This is a genomic window from Acidovorax sp. FHTAMBA (assembly GCF_038958875.1).
In the GTDB taxonomy this organism is placed as follows: domain Bacteria; phylum Pseudomonadota; class Gammaproteobacteria; order Burkholderiales; family Burkholderiaceae_C; genus Acidovorax.
Window position 1 is genome coordinate 1,059,972 of sequence record NZ_CP152407.1, and the last position, 21,636, is coordinate 1,081,607.

The following is a 21,636-nucleotide window of genomic DNA, read 5'->3' on the forward strand; positions in this document are numbered from 1 at the left end:
GCCGTCAGGTGGCGTGGCTGCTGGCAGGCTCGCCGGGTGCCGCACCGGCGGTGCCGGGGTTGGCCAGCGCGATGGTGGGCTCGTGCCTGGGCAACCAGCCCGCCCAAGCGGGGAACCAGCGAATCAGGTGGAACACTGCATAGCTGCGCACCAGGCGCAAACCGTCCCAGCGGCTCGGTGGCACGGCTTCAATCTGCTTGCAGCTGTTGTCCATGAGATGCGCGAGGCGGCGGTACAGCTGGGCGTTGAAGCTGCGGTCCTGGATGATCACGTTGGCTTCCAGGTTCAGCGACAGGCTCAGCGGGTCCAGGTTGCTCGACCCCACGGTGGACCATTCGTCATCCACCAGCGCCACCTTGCCGTGCAGCGGGCGGTCGCAGTATTCGTAGATGCGTACGCCAGCGCGCTGCAGGTGGTCGTACAGCAGGCTCGCTGCGGTTTTCACGATCGGCATGTCGGGCTGGCCCTGCAGGATGATGCGCACATCCACCCCGCGCCGGGCCGCGCGCCGCATCTCGCGGATGAAACGGTACCCCGGGAAAAAGTAGGCATTGGCAATCACCACGCGCTGGCGAGCGGCCCGCAGCGCCACGCGGTAGTGGCGCTCGATGTCGCTGGTGTGCTGCTGGTTGTCGCGCGTGACGAACATGGCGTGCGCCGTGCCCGCGTGGGGCCGCCCGGTCACGCCGGCTGCGCGGTGGCGTTTGTGGTGTGCGCGGTCAAGCACGGCTTCGCGGGTGAAGTGGTGCATCTGCGCCACGATGGGGCCGCGCACCTGCACCGCGTAGTCCTGCTTGGCCTCGGGGCCAAAGTCCAGAACGTGGTCGGCGGAGTAGTTGATGCCCCCGATGAAGCCCAGCTCACCATCCACCACCACGATCTTGCGGTGCATGCGGCGCAGCAGGTTCAGCCGTTGCCCCAGAAACCGGCGGCCGGGGTCGAAGATGCGGAACTGCACCCCGGCTTCCACCAGGCTGCCCACATAGTCGTCCGACAGATCGGGCGAGCCGAAGCCGTCCACCAGCACATGCACTTCCACCCCGCGCTGTGCAGCAGCGAGCAGGGCGGTGTGCAGCTCCTTGCCGATCTTGTCTTCAAAGAGGATGAAAGTCTCCAGCATCACCTCGCGCCGGGCCTGGGCGATGGCGCCAAAGACGCGGGGGAAGAATTCTTCACCGTTTTCCAGCAGCTCGAAATGGTTGCCCGGAACCCAGCGGGAGGAGCGGGGCAGTCTGAAAGGGCGTTTCATAGCAGGATCTCCGCAGCAAGAGGGGCATGGTCGGACAGCTTGTCCCAGGGTTTTCTGGGCAATGCGAGGGGCGCATGCACGCCCGCATTGCGCACATAGATCCGGTCCAATGCCAGCAGCGGAATGGAGGCCGGGAAGGTGCGCACCGCGCGGCCGAAGGCATGCACGAACACCTCCTGCAGGCCGGCCTCGCGTTGCAGCACTTCGTGGGCCCGGTTGCGCCAGTCATTGAAGTCGCCCGCCAGCACCACGGGCTCGCGAGCCGGAAAGCTGTTGACCAGATCGCACACGCGCCGCAGCTGCTGCTGGCGGTGCGACTCCTGCAGGCCCAGGTGCACACACACTGCGTGCACGGGCAGGTGGTGCCCCGGTGGCTGCAGCACACAGTGCAACATGCCGCGCCGCTCTGGCCCGCTCACCGAAATGTCGTGGTTTTCGTAGTGCGTGATGGGGAACTTGGACAACAGCGCATTGCCGTGGTCGCCGTTGTCATACACCGCATTGCGGCCATAGGCGTACTGCGACCAGATGGTGTCGGCCAGAAATTCGTAGTGCGGAACTTGCGGAAAATTGGCAAAGCGGCTGGCGTGGCGGTGGTGTGTACCCAGTACCTCTTGCAGGAACACCAGGTCTGCCGCCACATCGCGCACCGCGTCACGCAGCTCATGCAGCATGAAACGCCGGTTGAAGGTGGTGAAGCCCTTGTGCACGTTGACGGTAAGGACCTTGAACGCGATGGGCTGTGGAGTTGTAACGGCAGTGGTGGCGGTGTTGGCCATGGGCAGTCAGACAATCTGTGGAGTGGCTCCCTGGCGAAATCGTCACCAGGGACGGGCCGGGGGATGCCTCCATTGTTTGAGCCGGGCCACGTGACCGCTGTAGGACGGCTGGCCGTGGTTTTGTGTGCGGCGGGCGTAAAAACGGGGCCGCTCGGCCCCGTTTCATCTGCTGGACTCATGCCGCAGTGTTTACACCGGCAGGAAACCTTCCACCGACAGATACCGCTCGCCCGTGTCGTAGTTGAAGCCCAGCACCTTGGCGCCCGCGGGCAGCTCCGGCAGCTTTTGCGCAATGGCGGCCAGCGTGGCACCCGAAGAAATGCCCACCAGAATCCCTTCTTCGCGCGCGCAGCGGCGTGCGTATTCGCGGGCCGGCTCGGCATCGACCTGAATCACGCCGTCGAGCAGGCTGGTGTCCAGGTTCTTGGGGACAAAGCCCGCGCCAATGCCCTGGATGGGGTGGGGCGAGGGCGCGCCGCCCGAGATCACGGGCGACGCCGTGGGCTCCACCGCAAACACCTTGAGGTGGGGGAACTTGGCTTTCAGCACGCGTGCCGTGCCGGTGAGGTGCCCGCCCGTGCCCACGCCGGTGATGAGCGCATCCAGCCCGTCGGGGAAGTCGGCCAGGATCTCCTGCGCCGTGGTGCGCACGTGCACGTCGATGTTGGCGGGGTTCTCGAACTGCTGCGGAATCCACGACCCCGGCGTCTGCGCCTGCAGCTCCTGCGCGCGGGCAATCGCGCCCTTCATGCCTTTTTCGCGCGGTGTCAGGTCGAACTGCGCACCATAGGCCAGCATCAGGCGGCGGCGCTCGATGCTCATGCTGTCGGGCATCACCAGGATGAGCTTGTAGCCCTTGACGGCCGCAACCACGGCCAAGCCCACACCGGTGTTGCCACTGGTGGGCTCGATGATGGTGCCGCCGGGCTGGAGGGCACCCGATTTTTCGGCGTCTTCCACCATGGCCAGCGCAATGCGGTCCTTGATGGAGCCGCCGGGGTTGCTGCGCTCGGACTTCACCCACACGTTGGCACCCGCGCCAAACAGGCGGTTGATGCGCACGTGGGGCGTGTTGCCGATGGTTTGCAGAATGTTGTCAACTTTCATGGCGTCTCCTGTGAGGTGCAAAGACAAAAGGGTGTGGTGCGCATTCTGACCCGATTGTTCTTCTGAGGCGCCATATGGATATGCCGGATATGCCGAAGCAGCGATAATCCACCCCGTGAAGCGCGCCAGACCGCCGCTGGTGCAATCTGGGAAACCAGGCACTGGAGGAACGTCCGGACTGCACAGGACAGCGTAGCAGCTAACGGCTGCCCACCGTGAGGTGAGGATCAGAGCAACAGAGACGAGTCAGGTCGTTTTCAGCCACCAAGGGTGTTCTATGGGGGGCCAGCGCAAGCTGGCACCGGCTGGCGTAAGCCAGACGCTCGGGCGCAAGCCTGAAGCCCCATAGCCGCCCAAGGCGCGGAACGCGACTTGGGTGAAACGGGCAATCTCTACGCGCAGCAATACCAAGTAGGCCAGCGTTGATGTGGTTCCGCAGAGCTGGCGGGTAGGTAGCACCGAGCCGTGGTGGCGACACCCGGCCCAGATTAATGGCGGTCACACTGCGGGCAACCGTGGTGCACAGAATCCGGCTTATCGGCGCGCTTCACACTTATTCATTCTTGACGCGTTGGGCGCACTCAGTTGTTGGGGCAGTGGGGCGCGTGCCCGCGTTCCAGTTCGCCAGCCCGCGCTACCGTATCGGGGTGGCTGCTCAACAGTGACCAGGCCGGGTGCGGCACTTCCTCTTGCTTCGTCTGTCGCCCGCGCGAGGGTTCGGGGCTGCTGGCGGCGGGTTCGCCCGCTGTGGTGGCGGCACTGTTCTGGCCTGCTTTGTCTTCTTTCTTGCGGGCCCCTTTTTCGACTTCTTCGTCGTCCGCTTCGTCCTTCGCAATGGCCAGCAGCAGCTTGCCCATGGGCGCTGTCGGCAGCGCTGCCTGGCCCATGAGGGCGATGGCGTAGCAGTCTGCCTCGCGCTCATGGTTGCGGCTGTAGGCCAGGCCGGTGAGCACCGATGCGCCGGTGGACACGATGGCCGACACATCCCCGAGCGCAAGGCCAAGGCCCATGTTGAGCACGCCCTGTTCCACCACCATGCGGGTGGTGTGGCGGTACACCACGTGGCCAATTTCGTGGGCCAGCACGCCCACCAGGGCGTCATCGGGCAGGCCTTTTTCGGCTGCGGCTTTGACGATGCCATCGGTCATCACCACCTTGCCGCCGGGCAGCGCAAAGGCGTTGGCGCCCATGCCTGAGCGGAACTCGAGCGTGAGCGGTGGCTTGTAGCCGGGGTAGCGGTGCAACGTGGCGGAGGTGTGCTGCACCAGGGTCTCAAAGCGGGCCTTCAATTGGGCTTGGCGTTCGGGCGGGAGCTTGCTGGGTTTGAGTGTGCCGTCGTCCATCTGCTGCAGGACGTTCTCGGCCACGCTGGTCTCCCAGGTCAGGGGCACAAACCGTGTGATCCGCGTGGCGGCCCACGGCGTGCCGTAGCGGTAGAACAGCGTGAGGCCAACCACGGCAGCGGCCGCCACGCCCAGCAGCACCGGCCAGCGGGTCTGCATGCGCTGGGCAATGCCGGGGCGCTCGCCTGCTGCTGCCAGGGCGGCGCGCCATTGGGTCACTGCGTCGATCTCCAGGCTGCCATGGTCGCGCAGGTCCACCACCACGCGCACCTGGGGGCGGCGTTCGTTCCAGGCTTCCGGCCACACGACGTCCTTCCAGGCGAAAACCACAGGTTCCGCCCCGGCCTGCGCGAGCGGGTGCAATGTCAGCGATGGTCCCTGCGGCGTGGGCAGCAGGCTCACCATCACCGGCCGGGCCTTGCTGCTGTGGCCGTCAAACCAGCGCCCTGGGACGAGCGCGGCGTGCTCGGGGACCGACATGTTCAGCCGATCAGATCGAGGCCAGCGGCATCCGCCAGCGCATCGCCCAGGCCGCCCTGCTGCTGGCGCACCATGGCGCCGGTGACCTGCTCCACACCGCCCTTGACGTGCAGGGTGACGGATTCGCATTTCATGCGGTACTCACTCACCCGTGCAAAGGGGCGGTAGAGCCCCAGCGTGATGAGGGTGAGGAACATGTTGCGGATGCGCAGCCACACATAGCTGCCGCTGGCCAGATGGCACTTGAAGCGCGCCACGTGGCTCACGCCGATGTTGTTCCACATCAGCTGGAACATGCGCGCCTCGCGGTAGGCGCGGGCGGGGGCCGAGGCGAGGAACATCAGAAAGATGCCCCCCACGATGGCCGCGATGATGATCACAAACATCCAGAAACCCAGGCGCTTGCCCAGCCCCGCCACCAGCGCCACCGAGCCGCCTGCCAGCACGCTGATCAGCAGCGACAGGCTCACCACACACACGATGAACACCAGCACGGTGGCCAGCCAGATCTTGACGAAATCCATGTACACCGGTTTCCACCGGCCTTTTTCATTGCCCACCTGGGCTTTGAGCACCAGCAGGCTCTTGTAGTTGTATTCCAGCCGGATGAAGCACAGCACCGTTAGCACCAGGCCCAGCACCAGCAGGGCGGCCATGGCGGGCGTGAAGGTGGGCAGCTTGCGGCGGGTTTCCTCTTCGGCTTCCTGCAAGGCATCGGTCAGCTCGGGCGACAGCACCTGCAGGCCGTAGAACACGCCAAACCACACCAGTGCCAGCGCAAACACGGGCCAGCTGGCCAGGTAGACCTCCTTCCAGCTGGCCGTGAACTGCAGCCGCAGCCCGCGCCATCGGGTGGCGCCCAGGCGAAAGCGCATGGCACTCCCCCAGATGAAGGGGGCCAGCACCGCGCCCGCCAGCAGGAACAGGCCCACCGCCGTGTCCTGCCCCGTGTTGGCGGCAATGTTGTAGGCCAGGGTGATCAGCATCAGCAGCACAAAGCCCATCACCATCTTGCGCTGCTGCGCGGTGAATTCGAGCGGGCTGCCGGCCACCAGGGTGTGGCTGTAGAAATACTGGGCGGTGCGGCGCCGGGCCCAGGGGGTGTAGATGCCCAGCGTGATGATGCTGAGCAACACGTTGACGATCCACACGCGAAAGTACTCGCCGCCGCTGCCCGTGAACTCGAGCGGATGCGCGTCGATGTTCTGCGGCATGAAGGTGGACATCGGCCCAGCGGCGCTGTCGTTGTCTTGTAGAACCTGGCTCATGAGCTCCCTCCTGTTTGCCGCGCAGTGTAGCAGTGGCCTCTGGGCGGAAAACATCAAGCCAAATGGGCAGCTGGCGCTTGTCTGTAAAGCGCGGGCAGCTATGTTTATCATAGCTATCCGCTACGCAGATGCCGCCCCTTCAGGCGGCAGGCGCCGGGGGGGCGGGGCAGCGGGGCTCAAAACTTCTCCCACCCCTGCAAGTAGCGCCACTGCCCCTCGGGCACTTTGGCCAGTGGCACGCGGCCGATGCGGATGCGTTTGAGGGCCACGACCTGCAGGCCCACGGCCTCGCACATGGCCGGTATCTGGCCGGGGCGGATGCCCTTGAGCGCAAAGCGCAGTTTGGTCTCGCTTTGCCAGCTCACCTTGATGGGGGGCAGCGGGCGGCCGTTGAAGGTGAGGCCGTGGCACAGGCGCTGCAGGCCATTGGGCGCGATGTCGCCCTTGACCTCGACGATGCATTCCTGCTCGAGCGACTCGATGTCTTCGGCCAGCTTGCGTGCGATGCGCTTGTCCTGCGTGTACACCACGAGGCCACTGGCTTCGGTGGGCAGCGGCGTAAAGCATTCGAGCTGCTTGAAGTGGCGCTGCAGCACGCGGATGCCCGAGGCGTCCTCGGCCAGGTGCGATGCTGCGCCCAGCAGCGTGGTGGCGGGCGTCGCGCCCTGGCTGCGGCTGGCGTGGGCCGCCTGCCCTGTGGGTGCGCTTGGCAGACCCAGGCCGGCTTCAAACCCCGCAGGCTTGTGCAGCAGCAAGGTGACCGGGGTGAGCTCCAGCAGGCTGGCGTCTTTTGCCACCGTCACGGCCTGGTCGGGGCGCACGCGCGCACCGGGGGCTTCTTCCACGCGGCCGTCCACACTCACAAAGCCGCCCTCGATGAATTGCTCGGCCGTGCTGCGCGAGCAGTTCAGTTGTTCGGCCACCCGTTTGGCCAGGCGGATGTGGGTGGGGTCGGGGTTCTTGTCGGTCATTGAAGGGTGGCGATCAGTGAATGTTGCGAGCTCGGCGCAGGTGTGTTGTTCCGTCGTCAAAACAGGAATGGGCCGTTCGTGCTGAGCTTGTCGAAGCATTGCGCGGCGCTTCGCAAGCTCAGCGTGATGGGGTTCTGATGATTTGAAAAGAGGGCGTTGGTGCGTCAATTGTTTCCGGGCTGCTGGGCGCGGATGCGCTCTACATGTGCCAGCAGCGAGCGCTGGGCCACGGGCCACATGCGCGGTGGCACGTCGTCGTAGGCATGTTGCACCCACTCCTGAACGCTGCCCTGCGGCATTGCCTGCATGGCGGCCAGCACCTTGGCTTCGCGCGCAAGGCGGTGGGCCTTGAGCTTGGCGATGGCGTTGCGCGCCGCGTGAACCGGCCCACCGAGCACGTAGCCGTGGGCGGGCAGGATGAATTCCACACCGTGCTCGGCGCAGACCGCATCGAGCCGGTCCAGCGAGTCGAGGTAGTCGGCCATGTTGCCGTCGGGCGGGTCAATCACCGTGGTGCTGCCGTTCAGGATGTGGTCGCCGCTGAACAGCAGGCCGTCTTCCACCAGCACAAGGCACAGGTGGTTGGCCGCATGGCCGGGGGTGTGTATCACCTGCAGGGTATGGGTCATTTTGCCATCTGGCGCTTGTCCAGTAAGCGCCAGCAGCTCATTATTTTGTAGCGGTCTGTCGGGCGTGAACTCGCTGGCGGCACGCGCTGTGGGTGCCGACGGCAGGCCCAGAATGGGTGGGCGGGCCTTGCCTGCCTGCACGCACATGGCCTGCAGCGGTGCGGCGCCCGGCGAGTGGTCGGGGTGCGAATGCGTGCACACGATCATGCGGATGTCGCCCCCCGCCGCGCGCCAGAGCTTGTCCAGGTGCTCGGCGTCGGCCGGGCCAGGGTCGATGGCGATGAAGCCTGTGGCCGGGTCGCCCACCAGATAGCTGTTGGTGCCAGGGCCGGTCATCACGCCGGGGTTGGGCGCCGTCATGCGCTGCACGTTACGCAGCAGTGGCACGGGGCGCTCGGTCTGCCAGTCCAGCGGGTGCACGATCTGGCCGTCGGGGCAGACCAGGGCGAGCTCGCCAAAGGGCATTTCGTCCTCCATGTAGCGCGCTTCCTTGCCTGCCAGCAGGCCTGCGCGCGGGCAGCTCACCCACAGGGGCTGCTCGTGCGCCAGGGCGTCCAGCACGGCCTGGGTGCTGGCGAACTTTGCCAGCCGCTGCAGGGTGCGGATGGTGGGGAAGATCATGAAGAACTGCCCCGCCTCGTGTCGCGCCAGTGCATCTGCCGGCCGCACCCACACGGGCTCGAACTGTTCGGACTCGTCCGCCACGGGCTCCTGGCCCTCGGGCATGCGTGCCACCAGAAAGGGCACCTCAAAGCGGCGTGCCAGGTCGCGGTCGGCCGTCCAGTGGGCCAGCAGGTACACCGCATCGGCCGCCAGGCGCAGGCCCCGTGCAGCGCACTGCGCGGCAAAGGGCTGGTGGCGGTCGATGGCGGCGATGTCGTCGGCGTCTGCCATCAGGCCCTTGCGGGGGCCGTCGGCATGGCGGGCCAGCAGCACGCCCAGTTCTTCAAAGCTCTCGCGGATGGCGGCGATGGCCTGCGTCAGGTGCAGGTCGCTCTGCGCCGGGCGGCGGTGGGCCACGGCGTGGGTGACGGGCGCAGCGTCCAGCGCGTCGATGCCGCCGCCGGGGAACACATAGGCGCCTGGCGCAAAGCTGGCCTTGTCCGAACGCCGGGTCATCAGGACTTCGAGCCCACCGTCATCGGGCGCATCGCGCAGCAGCAGCACGGTGGCGGCGGGGCGGGTGGCTACGGGTTCGCGGTGGGGGTGCAGGTGTTGGCTGGTGCGGGGCATCGGGCGATTATCGAGTTTTCGCCGGTGCGTGCGGCCTGCCCCCACGCCGCACCGTCAACCCCGTGCCGCGTTCAGTATCGGCCCGACAGCAGCTCCCCGGCATTCGGCACCTGGGTCTGAAGGCCCAGGCGCCGGAGCATCGCCCAGGTGGTGCAAACGGCCGCAGACACGACGGGGATGCCCAGCTGGTCTTGCGCCACCTGCACGGAGGCCAGCGAGGGCATCTGCACGCAGGCCGAGATGACCACCACGTCCACGCCGCGCGTGTCCAGCCGCTGCACGATCTGCGCGGGCGCGGCAGGATCCTGTGCGCCCACCTGCAGGTTGTCGGGGATTTCGAGGGACAGGCTGTCATGCACCTCGATGCCTTCGTGCTCGATGTACTGTGCCACCAACCCGGTCAGCGGCTTCATGTAGGGCGTGAGGATCGAGACCTTTTTGGCCCCCATGGCCTTGAGGCCGTCCACCAGGGCGCCGGCACTCGACACCACGGGCGCGGGCTTGCCGTTGGCCACCGTGATGTCGTGCAGGCGCTTTTCGGAGGCGCGGTGGTAGCCCAGGCCCATGCTCATGATGGCCACCAGGCAGGCGTAACCCATCACGTCCATCTTGCCGTCCGACAGCTCCAGGGCGCAGCGGTCGGAGTCGCGGTCCATCGCGGCCAGCTCCTCCTTGGTGACTTTTTGCATGCGCATGCGGCTGGAATGGAAACTGAAGCGCTCGGGCAGCACCTGCTCGCGGGCGCGCAGCATGGCGGGGATTTCGGTTTCCATCGTGGTGTTGGAGCTGGGCACGATCTGCCCGATGCGGTAGCTGCGTTGCATGGTGGTCTTCAAGAAAGGAAAAAGGCGTGGCGCCGCCGGCACCGTTGCAAGCGTGGAACGGCGCGGGGCGCTACGGGGGAGGGGAGGGGCGCGCAGGCGCCCGTGGGGTCAGTCGGCCTTGATGCCGGCGGCCTTGATGGTCTTGGCCCAGTAGGCGGTTTCTGTCTTGACCAGATCGCCCAGCGCCTCGGGTGGCAGGTAGCGCAGTTCGATCCCGGCGGCGTCGGCGCGCTGGCGGGTTTCTGGCAGCTCCAGCGCCTTTTTCACGTCCGCAGTCAGTTTGGCAATCACGGCCGGTGGTGTGGCGGCGGGGGCAAACAGGCCCACCCAGGCCTCCAGCTTGAAGTCCGGCATACCGGCCTCGGCCACCGTGGGCACGTTGGGCAGGCCGGGGTGGCGCTTGGCGCTGGTCACGGCAAAGGCCTTGAGCTTGCCGTTCAGCACATGCTGCATCACGGAGGGCGGCGTGGTGATGAACACCTGCACCTGCCCTGCCAGCACATCCCCCACGGCCGGGCCGGAGCCGCGGTAGGGGATATGGGTCATGAAGGTGCTGCTTTGCTGCTTGAAGATCTCGGTGCCGATGTGCGAGAGCGAGCCGTTGCCCTGAGATGCGTAGTTGACCTTGCCGGGGTTGGCCTTGAGATGGGCAATGAACTCCTTGAGGTTGTTGCCCGGCACCGAGGGGTGCGCAGCAATCACGTTGGTGGCCACGGTGAGCAGTGCCACCGGGGCAAAGTCCTTGGCCTCCCAGGGCAGGGTGGGCGACAGCGCCGGGTTGCCCACATGGTAGGCCGAGTACGAGATGAGCAGGTTGTAGCCGTCGGCCTTGGCCCGGGCCACAGCACCATAGGCCACGTTGCCGCTGCCCCCGGCCTTGTTGTCGATCACCACGGGTTGTCCCAGGATGCGTGCGAGCGGTTCGTTCAGCAGCCGCGCCGAGGTGTCCACCACGCCGCCTGGCGGGTTGGGCACGGTGAGCGTGATGGCCTTGCTGGGATAGTTGTCCTGTGCATGGGCCAGTCCGCATAACGCGAGGGTGGCCGCCAGCACGCCGTGTGCGATCTTCATGGTTTGTCTCCGCCAAGTGTTGGTAGTGGTGCCATTCTGGAAACAAGTGAACCAATAGTCCAATATATTGTTGGTCTTGATTGATATCTTGCAGGTATTGATGCCAAGACGGGCCGCGGCGCCGCACCCGGCCCTTCGCCGTCTGAATTTTTCCCTGCCGCAAGGACTGCCGCCCCATGGAACTGCGTCATCTGCGTTACTTCATTGCCCTGGCCGAAGAGCTGAGCTTCACGCGAGCTGCACGGCGCCTGCATGTGTCGCAGCCCCCGCTGAGCCTGCAGATCGCCCAGCTGGAAGCGGAGCTGGGCGTGCAGCTGTTTGTGCGCACCAGCCGCCGGGTGGAGCTCACGCTGGCGGGCCAGTCCTATCTGGCGGACGCGCGGGCCGTGCTGGAGCGGCTGGATGCGGCGCGCCTGCGGGTGTCGGCCATTGGCCAGGGGCAGGCGGGGCGCATCGAGGTGGGGTTGTCGGGCTCGCATTTTCTCGGGCCGTTTCCCCAGGCGCTGGCGCGCTACCGGCAGCACTATCCGGGCGTGGATGTGGTGCTGCACGAAATGCAGCCTTCGCTGCAGCCTGGCGCCCTGCGCGACAAGCGCATTGATGTGGGTATCGCCCGCACACCGGTCAACGACGACCAGTTGGCAAGCACCTTGCTGTGGCCCGACCCGGTGGTGGCCGCCTTGCCGCCCGACCACGCGCTGGCCAAGCGCAAGGTGCTGGCGCTGCGGGATTTGCGCAGCGAGCGCTTTGTGATGCTGCGCCGGGATTCATCCGCCCACGCCGAGTACATGGTGCAGTGCTGTGTGCAGGCCGGTTTTGCGCCCCGGGTGGCCCAGACCACGGTGGAGCTCGCGGCCGTGTTGAGCCTGGTGGCCGCTGGGCTGGGGGTGGCGCTGGTTCCGCTCTCGATGGGCGTGCTGTTTGGCAACCGCGTGGTGCTCAAGGCCCTGGGTGCCAAGGCGCCCAGGGCCGATGTGCATGCCGTGCAGCGGCGCGACGACGCCCTGGGTGTGGTGCCCGCGTTTGTCCGGGTCATGGCGACGGTGTCGCCGCCCGCCTGACATCGGCGAAAGACTGCGAGCCTCTCAGTCCCGCGCCGGGATGGCGAGGCCCCGCGCCACGGGCGGGCGTGCCACGAAGGCATCGAGCACGCGCTGCACTTGCGTGAACTGGCCAAACTCCACCAGGTCGCCCGCGCCGTAAAAGCCGATGAGGTTGCGCACCCACGGCAGGATGGCGATGTCTGCGATGGTGTACTGGTCGCCCATCACCCACTGGCGGCCCGCCAGGCGCTGGTTCAGCACGGCCAGCAGGCGGCTGGATTCGGCCACGTAGCGGTCGCGCGGGCGTTTGTCTTCATAGTCCTTGCCCGCAAATTTGTGAAAGAACCCGAGCTGGCCGAACATCGGGCCCAGGCCGCCCATCTGCCACATCACCCACTGGATGGTTTCGTAGCGCGCAGCGGCATCCTGGGGGATCAGCTGGCCGGTTTTATCGGCCAGGTACAGCACGATGGCGCCGGATTCGAACAGCGCCAGGGGCTGGCCGCCGGGGCCGTTCGGGTCGAGGATGGCGGGGATCTTGTTGTTGGGGTTGAGCGACAGGAACTCGGGCGACATCTGGTCGTTGGTGTCAAAGCTCACCAGGTGGGCCTCGTAGGGCAGGCCCAGCTCTTCGAGCGCAATCGACACCTTCACGCCGTTGGGCGTGGGCAGCGAGTACAGCTGAAGACGGTCGGGGTGCCGGGCGGGCCATTTGCGGGTGATGGCAAAGGTGGAAAGATCGGACATTCAAGACTCCTGGCTGGTGGCGGCCTGTGTGGCGCGAAAGGGTGCAAGCCTATCGCGCCAAGGCAAGTGGCGCTGCCCGAGGTCATTGGCGGCCCAGCGACGATAATCCGGCGGATGCAGATTCGCTTCACCAAAATGCAGGGCGCGGGCAACGACTTTGTGGTGCTCGACGAAACCCGGGGCCGCCTGGGGCTGAGCACGGCCCAGTACCGCTTCCTGGCAGATCGCCACTTCGGTGTGGGCGCAGACCAGATCCTGACTGTCAGGCCTTCTCCTGCCGAGGGCATCGACTTCGAATACGTGATCCACAACGCCGATGGCGGCGAGGTGGAGCAGTGCGGCAACGGCGCCCGCTGCTTTGCGCGCTTTGTGCACGACAAGGGCCTGTCTGCCAAGGACACCATCCGCGTGTTGACCCAAGGTGGCGTGATCGCCCCGCGCCTCACGCCCGACGGCCGCGTCACGGTGGACATGGGCCGGCCGCAGTTCGAGCCTGCCCAGGTGCCCTTTGATGCCACCGGCCTCACGCCCGTGGCGCAGGGTTCAGGGCAAAAATGGCCTCTGGCGCTTGATGGTAAAGCGCCAGTAGCTACTGTTTTGGTAGCGGTTGCGTCGATGGGCAACCCCCATGCCGTGCAGCTGGTGGACAACGTGGACACCGCGCCCGTGCAGGAAACCGGCCCCCTCATCGAACGCCATGCACGGTTTCCGCAGCGGGTGAATGCGGGCTTCCTGCAGATTGTGGACCGCGCCCACGTGCGTCTGCGCGTGTTCGAGCGGGGCACGGGCGAAACCCTGGCCTGCGGCACCGGCGCCTGCGCCGCCGTGGTCAGCGGCATCCGCCTGGGCCTGCTCGACCCCGAGGTGCAGGTGGACACGCGCGGCGGCCGCCTCACCATTGCCTGGAGCGGTGCCGACACCGATTCCGTTTTCATGACCGGCCCTGCCACCACGGTGTTCGAAGGCCAGATCGATATTCCTGACACCCTCCTATGACGTCCCACATCCCACCGATCACCGAAGACGACATCGCCCAGTTCCTCACCAACACGCCGGGCTTCTTCGAGCGCCATGCGGAGGTGCTGGCCAGCGTGCAGATCACCAGCCCGCACGGCGCGCGTGCCGTGAGCCTGCAGGAGCGCCAGGCCGAAATGCTGCGCGAGAAGATCAAGGGCCTGGAGCACCGCATCATGGAGATGGTGCGCAACAGCAGCGAAAACGCCGCCATTGCCCACAAGGTGCACCAGTGGACCGGTAGCCTGCTGCAGGTGCGCGACCCGTTCGACCTGCCCCAGGCCGTGGTGGATGGTGTGCGCACCCTGTTCGACGTGCCCCAGGCGGCCGTGCGCGTGTGGGAGGTGGCTGCGCCGTACATCGACGCCGACTTCACGCAGGGCGCCAGCGAAGACGCCCGTGCCTTTGCCTCGTCGCTGACCATGCCGTTCTGCGGGCCCAACCTGGGGTTCGAACCCGCCGCCTGGCTGGCCAACGAGGCCGGTGAGCCCGCCCAGTCACTGGCCCTGCTGCCGCTGCGCGAAGGCGCCATCGACAGCGCCACGCCTGCGTTTGGCCTGCTGGTGCTGGGTTCGCAAGACCCCCAGCGTTTTGACGCCACGATGGGGACGGACTTCCTGTCGCGCATGGCAGAGCTGGCCAGCGCTGCACTGCTGCGGCTGAAGTAGCCCGCGCGCCACCACAGCCCCAGCGGCGTCTCAGCCACGGCCCCAATGCCTGATACGCCCACCCCGCTCGACCCCCATGTCCAGCGCTACCTGGAGCACGTGCGCGTCGAAAAGCGGCTGGCCGCACGCACGCTCACGCTCTACACCCTGGACCTTGAAAAGCTGGCGCAGTTTGCGGCCGGTGTGCACGTGCCGCTACTGCAGTTGCAGACGGCACACATCCGCCGCTTCGTGGCGCAGATGCACAGCAGCGGGCGCAGCGGGCGGGGCATTGCGCTCATCCTTTCGGGCTGGCGCGGGTTTTTCATCTGGGCGGGCCGGCAGGGGCTGATTCCGCACAACCCGGTGCAGGACGTGCGCGCCCCCAGGGCGCCCAAGCCCTTGCCCAAGGCGCTGGGCGTGGACGATGCCGTGCGGCTTGCAGAATTCGACAACACCGGCGCCGACCCCTGGCTGGAAGCGCGCGATGCGGCCATGGTGGAGCTGCTCTACGGCTGCGGCCTGCGCGTAGGCGAGCTGGCGGGGCTCGACGCCATCCCCAACGCCGACACCCAGCGCCAGGGCCGTGGCTGGGTCGATCTGCAAGCGGGTGAGGCCCATGTGTTCGGCAAGGGCAGCAAGCGCCGCAGCGTGCCCGTGGGCCGCGCGGCCACCGCAGCGCTGCAGGCCTGGCTGCAGCTGCGAGCCACCCCCTTCGGCGGTGAAGGATCAGCGCGGCTTGACACGGCACTGTTCGTCGGCCAGCGCGGCAAGCGGCTGACTGCGCAGTCGATCTGGCTGCGTCTGCGCCAGCGCAGCCAGCAGGCGGGGCTGACCACGCCGGTGCACCCGCACATGCTGCGCCACTCGTTTGCCAGCCACCTCCTGCAAAGCAGTGGCGACCTGCGCGCGGTGCAGGAGCTGCTGGGCCACGCCAACATCACCACCACGCAGGTCTACACGCGGCTTGATTTTCAGCACCTGGCCAAGGTGTATGACGCGGCGCATCCGCGTGCAAAACGTAAGCCCCCTTAAACGGCTGCGCCGCTTTCCCCAGGGGGACGCACCCACCCGATGGCCCAGCGAAGCCGGCTCCATGGGTGCACTTGCGCGGGGCGTGCGAGGTGACGGGGCAGCGGCCGCGCGACAATCGGGCCCATGAAAACCCTTCGCCTTCGCCCCGGTAAAGAGCGCTCGCTCTTGCGCCGCCACCCCTGGATCTTTGAATCGGCCATCGCCAAGGGCGGGGGCGACAGCGGCGAGACTGTGCGCGTGGAGTCGCACGAGGGCCAGTTTCTCGCCTGGGCTGCGTACAGCCCCAGCTCGCGCATCCGCGCACGGGTGTGGAGCTTTGACGAGGCGCAGCGCATTGATGCTCCGTTTTTCATAGCTGCTTGCGCCCGCTCCATCATCGCCAGAGCCCGTTTTGACGTACAAAGCGACGGCGTGCGCCTGGTGCACGGTGAATCCGACGGCCTGCCGGGGCTCATCGTGGACCGTTATGGCGACACGCTGGTGGCTCAGTTCACCAGCGCGGGTACCGAGCGCTGGAAGGACGTGATTGCCGACGCCCTGTTGCGCGAGACGGGTCTGACCAAGCTGTATGAACGCTCGGACGCCAGCGTGCGCACCCTCGAAGGCCTCCCGCCCGCCACCGGCTGGCTGCGCGGCGGGCCCACGGGGGCGGCAGGCGATGGCGAGGGGCCGCCGCTCGAACTCACCCTCCGTGAACACCAGTGGCGTCTGACGCTCAACATCGCCGAGGGCCACAAGACGGGCTTCTATCTGGATCAGCGCGACAGCCGCAAGCGGTTTGCCGGCTACACCCAGCGCCTGGGCTTCAAGCACGTGCTCAACTGCTTTTGCTACACCGGTGGTTTCAGCGTGGCGGCGCTGGCCGGCATGCGTGCGGCGGGCACCGTGGCCGATGGGCATGTGACGTCCATCGATTCCTCGGGCCCGGCCCTGGAGCGCGCCCGCGCCCATGTGGCGCTCAACGGCTTCGATCCGAACCGGGCCACGTTCCTCGACGCTGACGTGAATGCGTCGCTGCGCCAGTTCCTCAAGGAGGGCCAGCGCTTTGACGCCATCATCCTGGACCCGCCGAAGTTTGCGCCCACTGCAGCGCACGCCGACCGTGCAGCCCGGGCGTACAAGGACATCAACCGGCTGGCGCTGCAGTTGCTGTCACCCGGTGGCGTGCTGTTCACCTTCTCTTGCTCGGGCGGCATCAGTGCCGACCTGTTCCACAAGATCGTGGCCTCGGCCGGCGCGGATGCCGGGGTGGACGGCTACATCCTGGAGCGCCTGGGCGGCGCGCCCGACCACCCGATGACGCTGGAGTTTCCGGAGGGCGAGTACCTCAAGGGGCTGGTGGTGATGCGCAAAGGGTGAACCCGCCGGCTCCGGCAAGGGCTTGACAGCCTCGGTACACTGAAAAAGTTGCCCCCGCGAGGGGCACCGCGTTGTGCGGCACCGGCCGCAGCGCACGTATTTGATCCCCTTGAAAGACAGATCTATGGCACTGATTCCCGTCACCATCCTCACCGGCTTCCTGGGCTCGGGCAAGACCACGCTGCTCAAGCGCCTGCTCACCGAAGCCCACGGCCAGAAGATCGCCGTGATTGAGAACGAGTTCGGCGAAGAGAACATCGACAACGACATCCTCGTGACCGAGTCCAAGGAGCAGATCGTGCAGATGAGCAACGGCTGCATCTGCTGCACCATCCGCGAAGACCTGCGCGAAACCCTGCAGCTGCTGGCCGCCAAGCGCCGCAAGAACCTGCTCGACTTCGACCGCATCGTCATCGAGACCACCGGTGTGGCCGACCCGGGCCCCGTGGCACAGACCTTCTTCATGGACGAAGAGATCGCCGAAACCTACCTGATCGACTCGATCATCACGCTGGTGGACGCCAAACATGCGCCCCAGCAGCTCAACGACCGCCAGGAGGCGCGCCGCCAGGTGGGGTTTGCGGACCAGATCTTCCTGTCCAAGACCGACCTGGTGTCCAAGGACGAGACCGAGGCGCTGATCCATCGCCTCAAGCACATGAACCCGCGCGCGCCCATCAAGGCCGTGCATTTTGGCGAGGTGCCGCTCAAGGAGGTGCTGGACCTGCGCGGCTTCAACCTCAATGCCAAGCTGGATATCGACCCGGATTTCCTGAAGGAAGAAGGGAGCGGGCATGACCACCACGACCATGACCACGAACATGGCGAGCACTGCAGCCACCCCTCGCACCAGCATGAGCACGGCCATGGCCACCACCATCACCACGATGATGATGTGAAGAGCTTTGTGTACCGCTCGGACCGCCCGTTCGACCCCGCCAAGCTTGAAGACTTCCTGGGCGCCATCGTCAACATCTACGGCCCGCGCATGCTGCGCTACAAGGGCGTGTTGAACATGAAAGGCACCGATCGCAAGGTGATCTTCCAGGGCGTGCACCAGCTCATGGGCAGCGACCTGGGGCCGCAGTGGGCCGAAGGCGAGCAGCGCACCAGTAAGATGGTCTTCATTGGCATCGATCTGCCCAAGGACATCTTCCTGCAGGGGCTGGAGCAAAGCCTTGTGTGATGCCCTTTGGCACTGCCCGGGGCATGTGCCTTCTGACCGGGTTTGTGTTGTATCTGCAACGTTTCCGTTTGCGTCAGTCCAGGTCGATACAATCGCGCCCCGGTAAAAGCACCGAAGGCTTGCCACCCGCCCCTGGCTGCAATGCAGCCGGGGCCTGCCCGTATTGCGAGGAGACCAGGAAGTGAAAGCCGACACCAGCAAATCCAAGGGGACCGCCAAGGCGACCCCTGCCGTGGCAAAAAAGGGCGCCGCTGCTGCACCGGCTCCCAAGGCTGTTGCAAAGGCCCCCGCCAAGCCCGCCGCCAAGACCCCTGCCGTGCCCAAGGCCGCAGCCGCAGTGAGTGCGCCGGTGTCTGCACCGGCTCCAGCGCCTGCGTTGCAGGCCGGTTCGCAGGTACCCGTGCGCACAACCCGGCCTTCTTCCCGATTGGCCCAATTGACCGTACCATCCATGGCACAAACAGTGGCCTCGACCGCTGCCAAAGCCAGTTATCTACACACCATGCCCACGACCGCGCAAGCGCAGCCCACGTACACGGCTGCCAAAAAAGACCCCAAGCTGGCGAACAACTGGAAAACCAAGTCCGCCGCCGAGCTGACCGACGCCGAAGTCATGGCCATGCCTGATGGCGAGTACATGAACGAAAAGCAGTTGGCGTTTTTCCGCCTCAAGCTCGTAGAGCTCAAGCAGGACATCCACAACAGCGCCGGTGAAACCACCGAACACCTTCGCGAAGACACCGTGGTGGTGCCCGACCCGGCCGATCGCGCCACCATCGAAGAAGAACACGCGCTGGAGCTGCGCACCCGCGACCGCGAGCGCAAGCTGCTCAAGAAGATCGAGCAATCCATCGCCCGCATCGACGCCGGTGATTACGGCTATTGCGACGAAACCGGCGAGCCCATTGGCGTGGGCCGCCTGATCGCACGCCCCACCGCCACGCTGTCGCTCGAAGCGCAGCAACGCCGCGAACTCAAGCAAAAGATGTTTGGGGATTGAGCAGGCAGCGGCCTGTCGATCAACGCGCGCACTCTGTACCCTGAGCCATGAGCAAGGAAGAATCCACCCCCGGCGGCCTGCTATCGAAGGTGGTGCGGTTCGTGAAAAACCCGACGGTGAACTGGACCGAGCTCGATTCGCTGCAGGACGACCGGGAGAGCCAGTACAGCAAGCAGATGCTCAAGGAGATGATCGAGCGCAAGCGCCGCAACGACTTCGTGCGGCGCCGCGAGTTTGATCAGCTGCGCAAGCTGCGCCAGCGCGAGGTGCTCCAGGGTCAGCGCGTGGAAGATGCGGCGGGCCGCCCCTCGTTCTTCCAGAGCAGCATGGCCTCGCCCGATGAGCGTGCCGTCACGCTCAAGAAGATCGACGAGATCGAAGCGCAGATGTCGCAGCAGTGGTGGAAGAGCAAGCAAGGCGCCGAGGCGCCCACCCAGCCGGGCGATGCCCCTGCCGCGGTAGAACCACAAGGCCCTGACTCTGCGCATTCGCGCGCCTATGCGCCCACGGCTCCTGGCAGCCTGCCAGCGCCCCTGGAAAGCAAAGCCGGTGTCCAGCCGCTGTTTGCCGATGACAGCATGGCCATCGGCCGGTTTGGCGGCGCCGATGCGCAGATGCTTGCAGGTGCGGGCCCTGCGGAAGCGTCTTTCAGCCTTGCGCAGGCTGCGCCAGCGACCGCATCCGAACCGGAGGAATTCGTGCACGAACCCGATCTTGAAGAGGCAGCCATCCGGTTTGCCAATGGTGACCATGCGGGTGCGGAGTCTGGCCTGCTGGAGGTTCTGGCCCAGCATCAGCAGGATCCGCCCGAAGACCAGCTGGAAATCTGGATGACGCTGTTCGACCTGTACCGTGCGACCGGCCAGCACGACCGGTTTGACACCCTGGCCATCGACTTTGCCGCGCAGTACAGCCGCTCTGCGCCGTTGTGGTTTTCCATGCCCGAGCAGTTGGGCATGGCGCCTGCGGCCCCGGCGGCGGCTGGGGCCGCAGCGCCGGTGGCGGCGGTGCGCAAGGATTTCAGCTGGAACGCGCCCGCTGCCGTGGCGGTGTCTTCCGTGGCGGCGCTGCAGGCGTCGTTGGCCCGCGCCGCATCGCCATGGACCCTGTCGTGGACACGCCTGACGTCCATCGATGAGGCTGCCGTCCCTTTGCTGGCAGACCAGTTCACCCAGTGGGCGGAACGGGACGGGCAGCTTGTGTTCTCCGGCGTGGAAAAACTCAATGCGCTGCTGGAGGCCCGCACCCAGTCCGGAGACCGTGCCACCAGTCCGGAATGGTGGCGCCTGCGCATGGCGGCGCTTCGCCTGATGGGCAAGGCCGATGAGTTCGAGCTTGTGGCGCTGGATTACTGCGTGACGTACGAGGTCTCTCCGCCGTCGTGGATGTCCCCGCGCTGCGGGTATTCCGACAATGAGGGCGCGTCCTCGGGATCTGCACCGCTGGCCGCTGACAGTGATTTCATGGCGTCGGACCTGGGCGATGTGAGTGTGCCCGCGCCGCTCGACACCGGCCCGGTGGCCCAGCTCAGCGGCCACATTGATGGCGATGCCACACCCATGCTGCAGCCTTTTGAGGCCTTTTTGCGGGCGGGCGTGCCGCTCACCATTGCGTGCGACAAGCTCATCCGGGTGGACTTTGCTGCCGCGGGCTCCGTGCTCAACTGGGCCGCAGAGCAACAGGGCCAGGGCCACGTCATCCAGTTCCACAATCTGCAGCGGTTGGTGGCGATCTTCTTCAATGTGATCGGCATCAACGAGCACGCCTGGGTGGTCCCCCGCAAGAACTGACCCGCCCGGGTCGCTTTGCCCCTTCGCACTTTCGCCCCTGCGCGGACCTGCGAAGCGCCGCACTAGTGGTTTGGCAGGCTTGGCGCGGGGCGCGGTGGCGTCGGTGCCGGGTTCACACACCGCCTGCAGTGGGATGATTGGATGGCAGCACGCAGCGGCTTTCTGCCTTGAAAGCGCCGCCCGCGCCCTCAACTGCCGCAGTTATGGACTCATCTAACGACAACCACCCGGTGTTCCACGGCACCACCATCCTGAGCGTGCGCCGCCAGACCCCGGAAGGCATCCAGGTCGCCATTGGCGGCGATGGCCAGGTTACTCTGGGCAATATCGTGGTCAAGGGCTCGGCGCGCAAGGTGCGCAAGCTTTACCACGGCAAGGTGCTGGCAGGCTTTGCGGGCGCCACGGCCGATGCGTTCACGCTGTTCGAGCGCTTTGAAGCCAAGCTGGAAAAGCACCAGGGCCATCTGACGCGTGCCGCCATCGAGCTGACCAAGGACTGGCGCACCGACCGCGTGCTGCGCCGGCTGGAAGCCATGCTGGCCGTGGCGGACGCCAGCGCCTCGCTCATCATCACCGGCAACGGCGACGTGCTGGAGCCCGAGCAGGGCATCGTGGCGATCGGTTCGGGCGGTGCGTACGCGCACTCGGCAGCCAAGGCGCTGCTCAACCACACCGATCTGTCGGCGCAGGACATCGTCAAGAAGTCGCTCGAAATTGCGGGCGAGCTGTGCATCTACACCAACATGCACCACACCATCGAGACGCTGTAACAGCGGCGGTGGATTGGATACTCACAATTTAATAGCTGTTGGCGCTTATCCATAAAGCGTCAGGGGCTGATTTGACATAGATTTTTAAGGC

At 66.1% G+C, this 21,636-nt stretch carries 19 protein-coding genes and 1 other RNA gene; 10 read left to right on the top strand and 10 right to left on the bottom strand.

Annotated elements, in window-relative coordinates; all coding sequences use genetic code 11:
* Positions 1–4 precede the first annotated feature (4 nt).
* The 3 genes from clsB to cysK all read right to left on the bottom strand — a co-directional run bounded on the left by clsB (position 5) and on the right by cysK (position 3,135).
* Complete coding sequence (gene clsB / locus AAFF19_RS04930; protein WP_342721394.1) at positions 5–1,249, bottom strand: cardiolipin synthase ClsB; 1,245 nt, start codon at positions 1,247–1,249, stop codon at positions 5–7.
* Positions 1,246–2,028 (bottom strand): endonuclease/exonuclease/phosphatase family protein, encoded by a 783-nt coding sequence (locus tag AAFF19_RS04935; protein WP_342721395.1) that lies wholly within the window; start codon positions 2,026–2,028, stop codon positions 1,246–1,248. Before AAFF19_RS04935 ends, clsB begins: the two co-directional genes overlap by 4 nt.
* 189 nt (positions 2,029–2,217) lie before the next feature.
* A complete protein-coding gene (cysK, locus tag AAFF19_RS04940) occupies positions 2,218–3,135 on the bottom strand; it encodes a cysteine synthase A (RefSeq protein WP_342721396.1) in 918 nt (305 codons plus the stop codon).
* 117 nt (positions 3,136–3,252) lie between these two features.
* On the opposite strand from cysK, the gene rnpB reads away from it, so the two are divergent.
* An RNA gene (gene rnpB / locus AAFF19_RS04945) (RNase P RNA component class A) lies at positions 3,253–3,688 on the top strand.
* A gap of 28 nt (positions 3,689–3,716) precedes the next feature.
* On the opposite strand, the gene AAFF19_RS04950 is transcribed toward rnpB, so the two are convergent.
* From AAFF19_RS04950 to AAFF19_RS04975, 6 genes are all read right to left on the bottom strand, one after another.
* Positions 3,717–4,958, bottom strand: coding sequence for a M48 family metallopeptidase (locus AAFF19_RS04950; RefSeq protein WP_342721397.1), 1,242 nt, complete (start codon positions 4,956–4,958; stop codon positions 3,717–3,719).
* A 2-nt stretch (positions 4,959–4,960) separates the two neighbouring features.
* Positions 4,961–6,184: a YjgN family protein gene (locus AAFF19_RS04955; protein ID WP_182118378.1), complete on the bottom strand. Its 1,224-nt coding sequence runs from the start codon at positions 6,182–6,184 to the stop codon at positions 4,961–4,963.
* Between the two features lie 218 nt (positions 6,185–6,402).
* Positions 6,403–7,197 carry an rRNA pseudouridine synthase gene (locus tag AAFF19_RS04960; protein ID WP_182118114.1) on the bottom strand — a complete coding sequence of 265 codons (795 nt, stop codon included), beginning with the start codon at positions 7,195–7,197 and terminating at the stop codon, positions 6,403–6,405.
* Between the two features lie 164 nt (positions 7,198–7,361).
* On the bottom strand, positions 7,362–9,059 hold the full coding sequence (locus AAFF19_RS04965; protein ID WP_342721398.1) for an MBL fold metallo-hydrolase: 1,698 nt from the start codon (positions 9,057–9,059) through the stop codon (positions 7,362–7,364).
* 71 nt (positions 9,060–9,130) lie between these two features.
* Positions 9,131–9,883: an aspartate/glutamate racemase family protein gene (locus tag AAFF19_RS04970; protein ID WP_008903747.1), complete on the bottom strand. Its 753-nt coding sequence runs from the start codon at positions 9,881–9,883 to the stop codon at positions 9,131–9,133.
* Positions 9,884–9,991: 108 nt separating this feature from the next.
* Positions 9,992–10,954, bottom strand: a complete 963-nt coding sequence (locus AAFF19_RS04975) for a tripartite tricarboxylate transporter substrate binding protein (RefSeq protein ID WP_182118116.1) — start codon at positions 10,952–10,954, stop codon at positions 9,992–9,994.
* A gap of 176 nt (positions 10,955–11,130) precedes the next feature.
* Between AAFF19_RS04975 and AAFF19_RS04980 the strand changes: the two genes are divergently transcribed.
* Positions 11,131–12,015 (top strand): LysR substrate-binding domain-containing protein, encoded by an 885-nt coding sequence (locus AAFF19_RS04980; protein ID WP_182118117.1) that lies wholly within the window; start codon positions 11,131–11,133, stop codon positions 12,013–12,015.
* 24 nt (positions 12,016–12,039) lie between these two features.
* On the opposite strand, the gene AAFF19_RS04985 is transcribed toward AAFF19_RS04980, so the two are convergent.
* Positions 12,040–12,744, bottom strand: a complete 705-nt coding sequence (locus tag AAFF19_RS04985; protein WP_342721399.1) for a glutathione S-transferase N-terminal domain-containing protein — start codon at positions 12,742–12,744, stop codon at positions 12,040–12,042.
* A gap of 114 nt (positions 12,745–12,858) precedes the next feature.
* Between AAFF19_RS04985 and dapF the strand changes: the two genes are divergently transcribed.
* The 8 genes from dapF to hslV all read left to right on the top strand — a co-directional run bounded on the left by dapF (position 12,859) and on the right by hslV (position 21,545).
* Positions 12,859–13,740 carry a diaminopimelate epimerase gene (gene dapF, locus AAFF19_RS04990; protein WP_182118119.1) on the top strand — a complete coding sequence of 294 codons (882 nt, stop codon included), beginning with the start codon at positions 12,859–12,861 and terminating at the stop codon, positions 13,738–13,740.
* The gene (locus AAFF19_RS04995; RefSeq protein ID WP_182118120.1) at positions 13,737–14,426 is read left to right on the top strand and encodes a DUF484 family protein; all 690 of its coding nucleotides are present in this window, start codon (positions 13,737–13,739) and stop codon (positions 14,424–14,426) included. Before dapF ends, AAFF19_RS04995 begins: the two co-directional genes overlap by 4 nt.
* A gap of 45 nt (positions 14,427–14,471) precedes the next feature.
* Entirely contained in the window at positions 14,472–15,440 is a 969-nt protein-coding gene (locus tag AAFF19_RS05000) for a tyrosine recombinase XerC (RefSeq protein ID WP_342721400.1), read from the top strand.
* Positions 15,441–15,563: 123 nt separating this feature from the next.
* A complete protein-coding gene (locus tag AAFF19_RS05005; protein WP_342721401.1) occupies positions 15,564–16,799 on the top strand; it encodes a class I SAM-dependent methyltransferase in 1,236 nt (411 codons plus the stop codon).
* A 124-nt stretch (positions 16,800–16,923) separates the two neighbouring features.
* On the top strand, positions 16,924–17,985 hold the full coding sequence (locus AAFF19_RS05010; RefSeq protein ID WP_342721402.1) for a GTP-binding protein: 1,062 nt from the start codon (positions 16,924–16,926) through the stop codon (positions 17,983–17,985).
* Positions 17,986–18,166: 181 nt separating this feature from the next.
* Positions 18,167–18,985 carry an RNA polymerase-binding protein DksA gene (dksA, locus tag AAFF19_RS05015; protein WP_008903738.1) on the top strand — a complete coding sequence of 273 codons (819 nt, stop codon included), beginning with the start codon at positions 18,167–18,169 and terminating at the stop codon, positions 18,983–18,985.
* Positions 18,986–19,032: 47 nt separating this feature from the next.
* The gene (locus AAFF19_RS05020; RefSeq protein ID WP_342721403.1) at positions 19,033–20,775 is read left to right on the top strand and encodes an STAS domain-containing protein; all 1,743 of its coding nucleotides are present in this window, start codon (positions 19,033–19,035) and stop codon (positions 20,773–20,775) included.
* A gap of 203 nt (positions 20,776–20,978) precedes the next feature.
* Positions 20,979–21,545: an ATP-dependent protease subunit HslV gene (gene hslV, locus AAFF19_RS05025; RefSeq protein WP_008903736.1), complete on the top strand. Its 567-nt coding sequence runs from the start codon at positions 20,979–20,981 to the stop codon at positions 21,543–21,545.
* Positions 21,546–21,636: the final 91 nt, after the last annotated feature.

Excerpts from the sequence above, each read along its gene's own strand:
- dapF (WP_182118119.1), top strand. The coding sequence starts at position 12,859 with ATGCAGATTCGCTTCACCAAAATGCAGGGCGCGGGCAACGACTTTGTG.
- AAFF19_RS04985 (WP_342721399.1), bottom strand. The coding sequence starts at position 12,744 with ATGTCCGATCTTTCCACCTTTGCCATCACCCGCAAATGGCCCGCCCGG.
- AAFF19_RS05010 (WP_342721402.1), top strand. The coding sequence starts at position 16,924 with ATGGCACTGATTCCCGTCACCATCCTCACCGGCTTCCTGGGCTCGGGC.
- AAFF19_RS04970 (WP_008903747.1), bottom strand. The coding sequence starts at position 9,883 with ATGCAACGCAGCTACCGCATCGGGCAGATCGTGCCCAGCTCCAACACC.
- hslV (WP_008903736.1), top strand. The coding sequence starts at position 20,979 with ATGGACTCATCTAACGACAACCACCCGGTGTTCCACGGCACCACCATC.
- AAFF19_RS04975 (WP_182118116.1), bottom strand. The coding sequence starts at position 10,954 with ATGAAGATCGCACACGGCGTGCTGGCGGCCACCCTCGCGTTATGCGGA.
- AAFF19_RS05020 (WP_342721403.1), top strand. The coding sequence starts at position 19,033 with ATGAGCAAGGAAGAATCCACCCCCGGCGGCCTGCTATCGAAGGTGGTG.
- cysK (WP_342721396.1), bottom strand. The coding sequence starts at position 3,135 with ATGAAAGTTGACAACATTCTGCAAACCATCGGCAACACGCCCCACGTG.
- AAFF19_RS04980 (WP_182118117.1), top strand. The coding sequence starts at position 11,131 with ATGGAACTGCGTCATCTGCGTTACTTCATTGCCCTGGCCGAAGAGCTG.
- clsB (WP_342721394.1), bottom strand. The coding sequence starts at position 1,249 with ATGAAACGCCCTTTCAGACTGCCCCGCTCCTCCCGCTGGGTTCCGGGC.
- AAFF19_RS04955 (WP_182118378.1), bottom strand. The coding sequence starts at position 6,184 with ATGTCCACCTTCATGCCGCAGAACATCGACGCGCATCCGCTCGAGTTC.
- AAFF19_RS04950 (WP_342721397.1), bottom strand. The coding sequence starts at position 4,958 with ATGTCGGTCCCCGAGCACGCCGCGCTCGTCCCAGGGCGCTGGTTTGAC.
- AAFF19_RS05000 (WP_342721400.1), top strand. The coding sequence starts at position 14,472 with ATGCCTGATACGCCCACCCCGCTCGACCCCCATGTCCAGCGCTACCTG.
- AAFF19_RS04965 (WP_342721398.1), bottom strand. The coding sequence starts at position 9,059 with ATGCCCCGCACCAGCCAACACCTGCACCCCCACCGCGAACCCGTAGCC.
- AAFF19_RS04995 (WP_182118120.1), top strand. The coding sequence starts at position 13,737 with ATGACGTCCCACATCCCACCGATCACCGAAGACGACATCGCCCAGTTC.
- AAFF19_RS05005 (WP_342721401.1), top strand. The coding sequence starts at position 15,564 with ATGAAAACCCTTCGCCTTCGCCCCGGTAAAGAGCGCTCGCTCTTGCGC.
- AAFF19_RS04935 (WP_342721395.1), bottom strand. The coding sequence starts at position 2,028 with ATGGCCAACACCGCCACCACTGCCGTTACAACTCCACAGCCCATCGCG.
- AAFF19_RS04960 (WP_182118114.1), bottom strand. The coding sequence starts at position 7,197 with ATGACCGACAAGAACCCCGACCCCACCCACATCCGCCTGGCCAAACGG.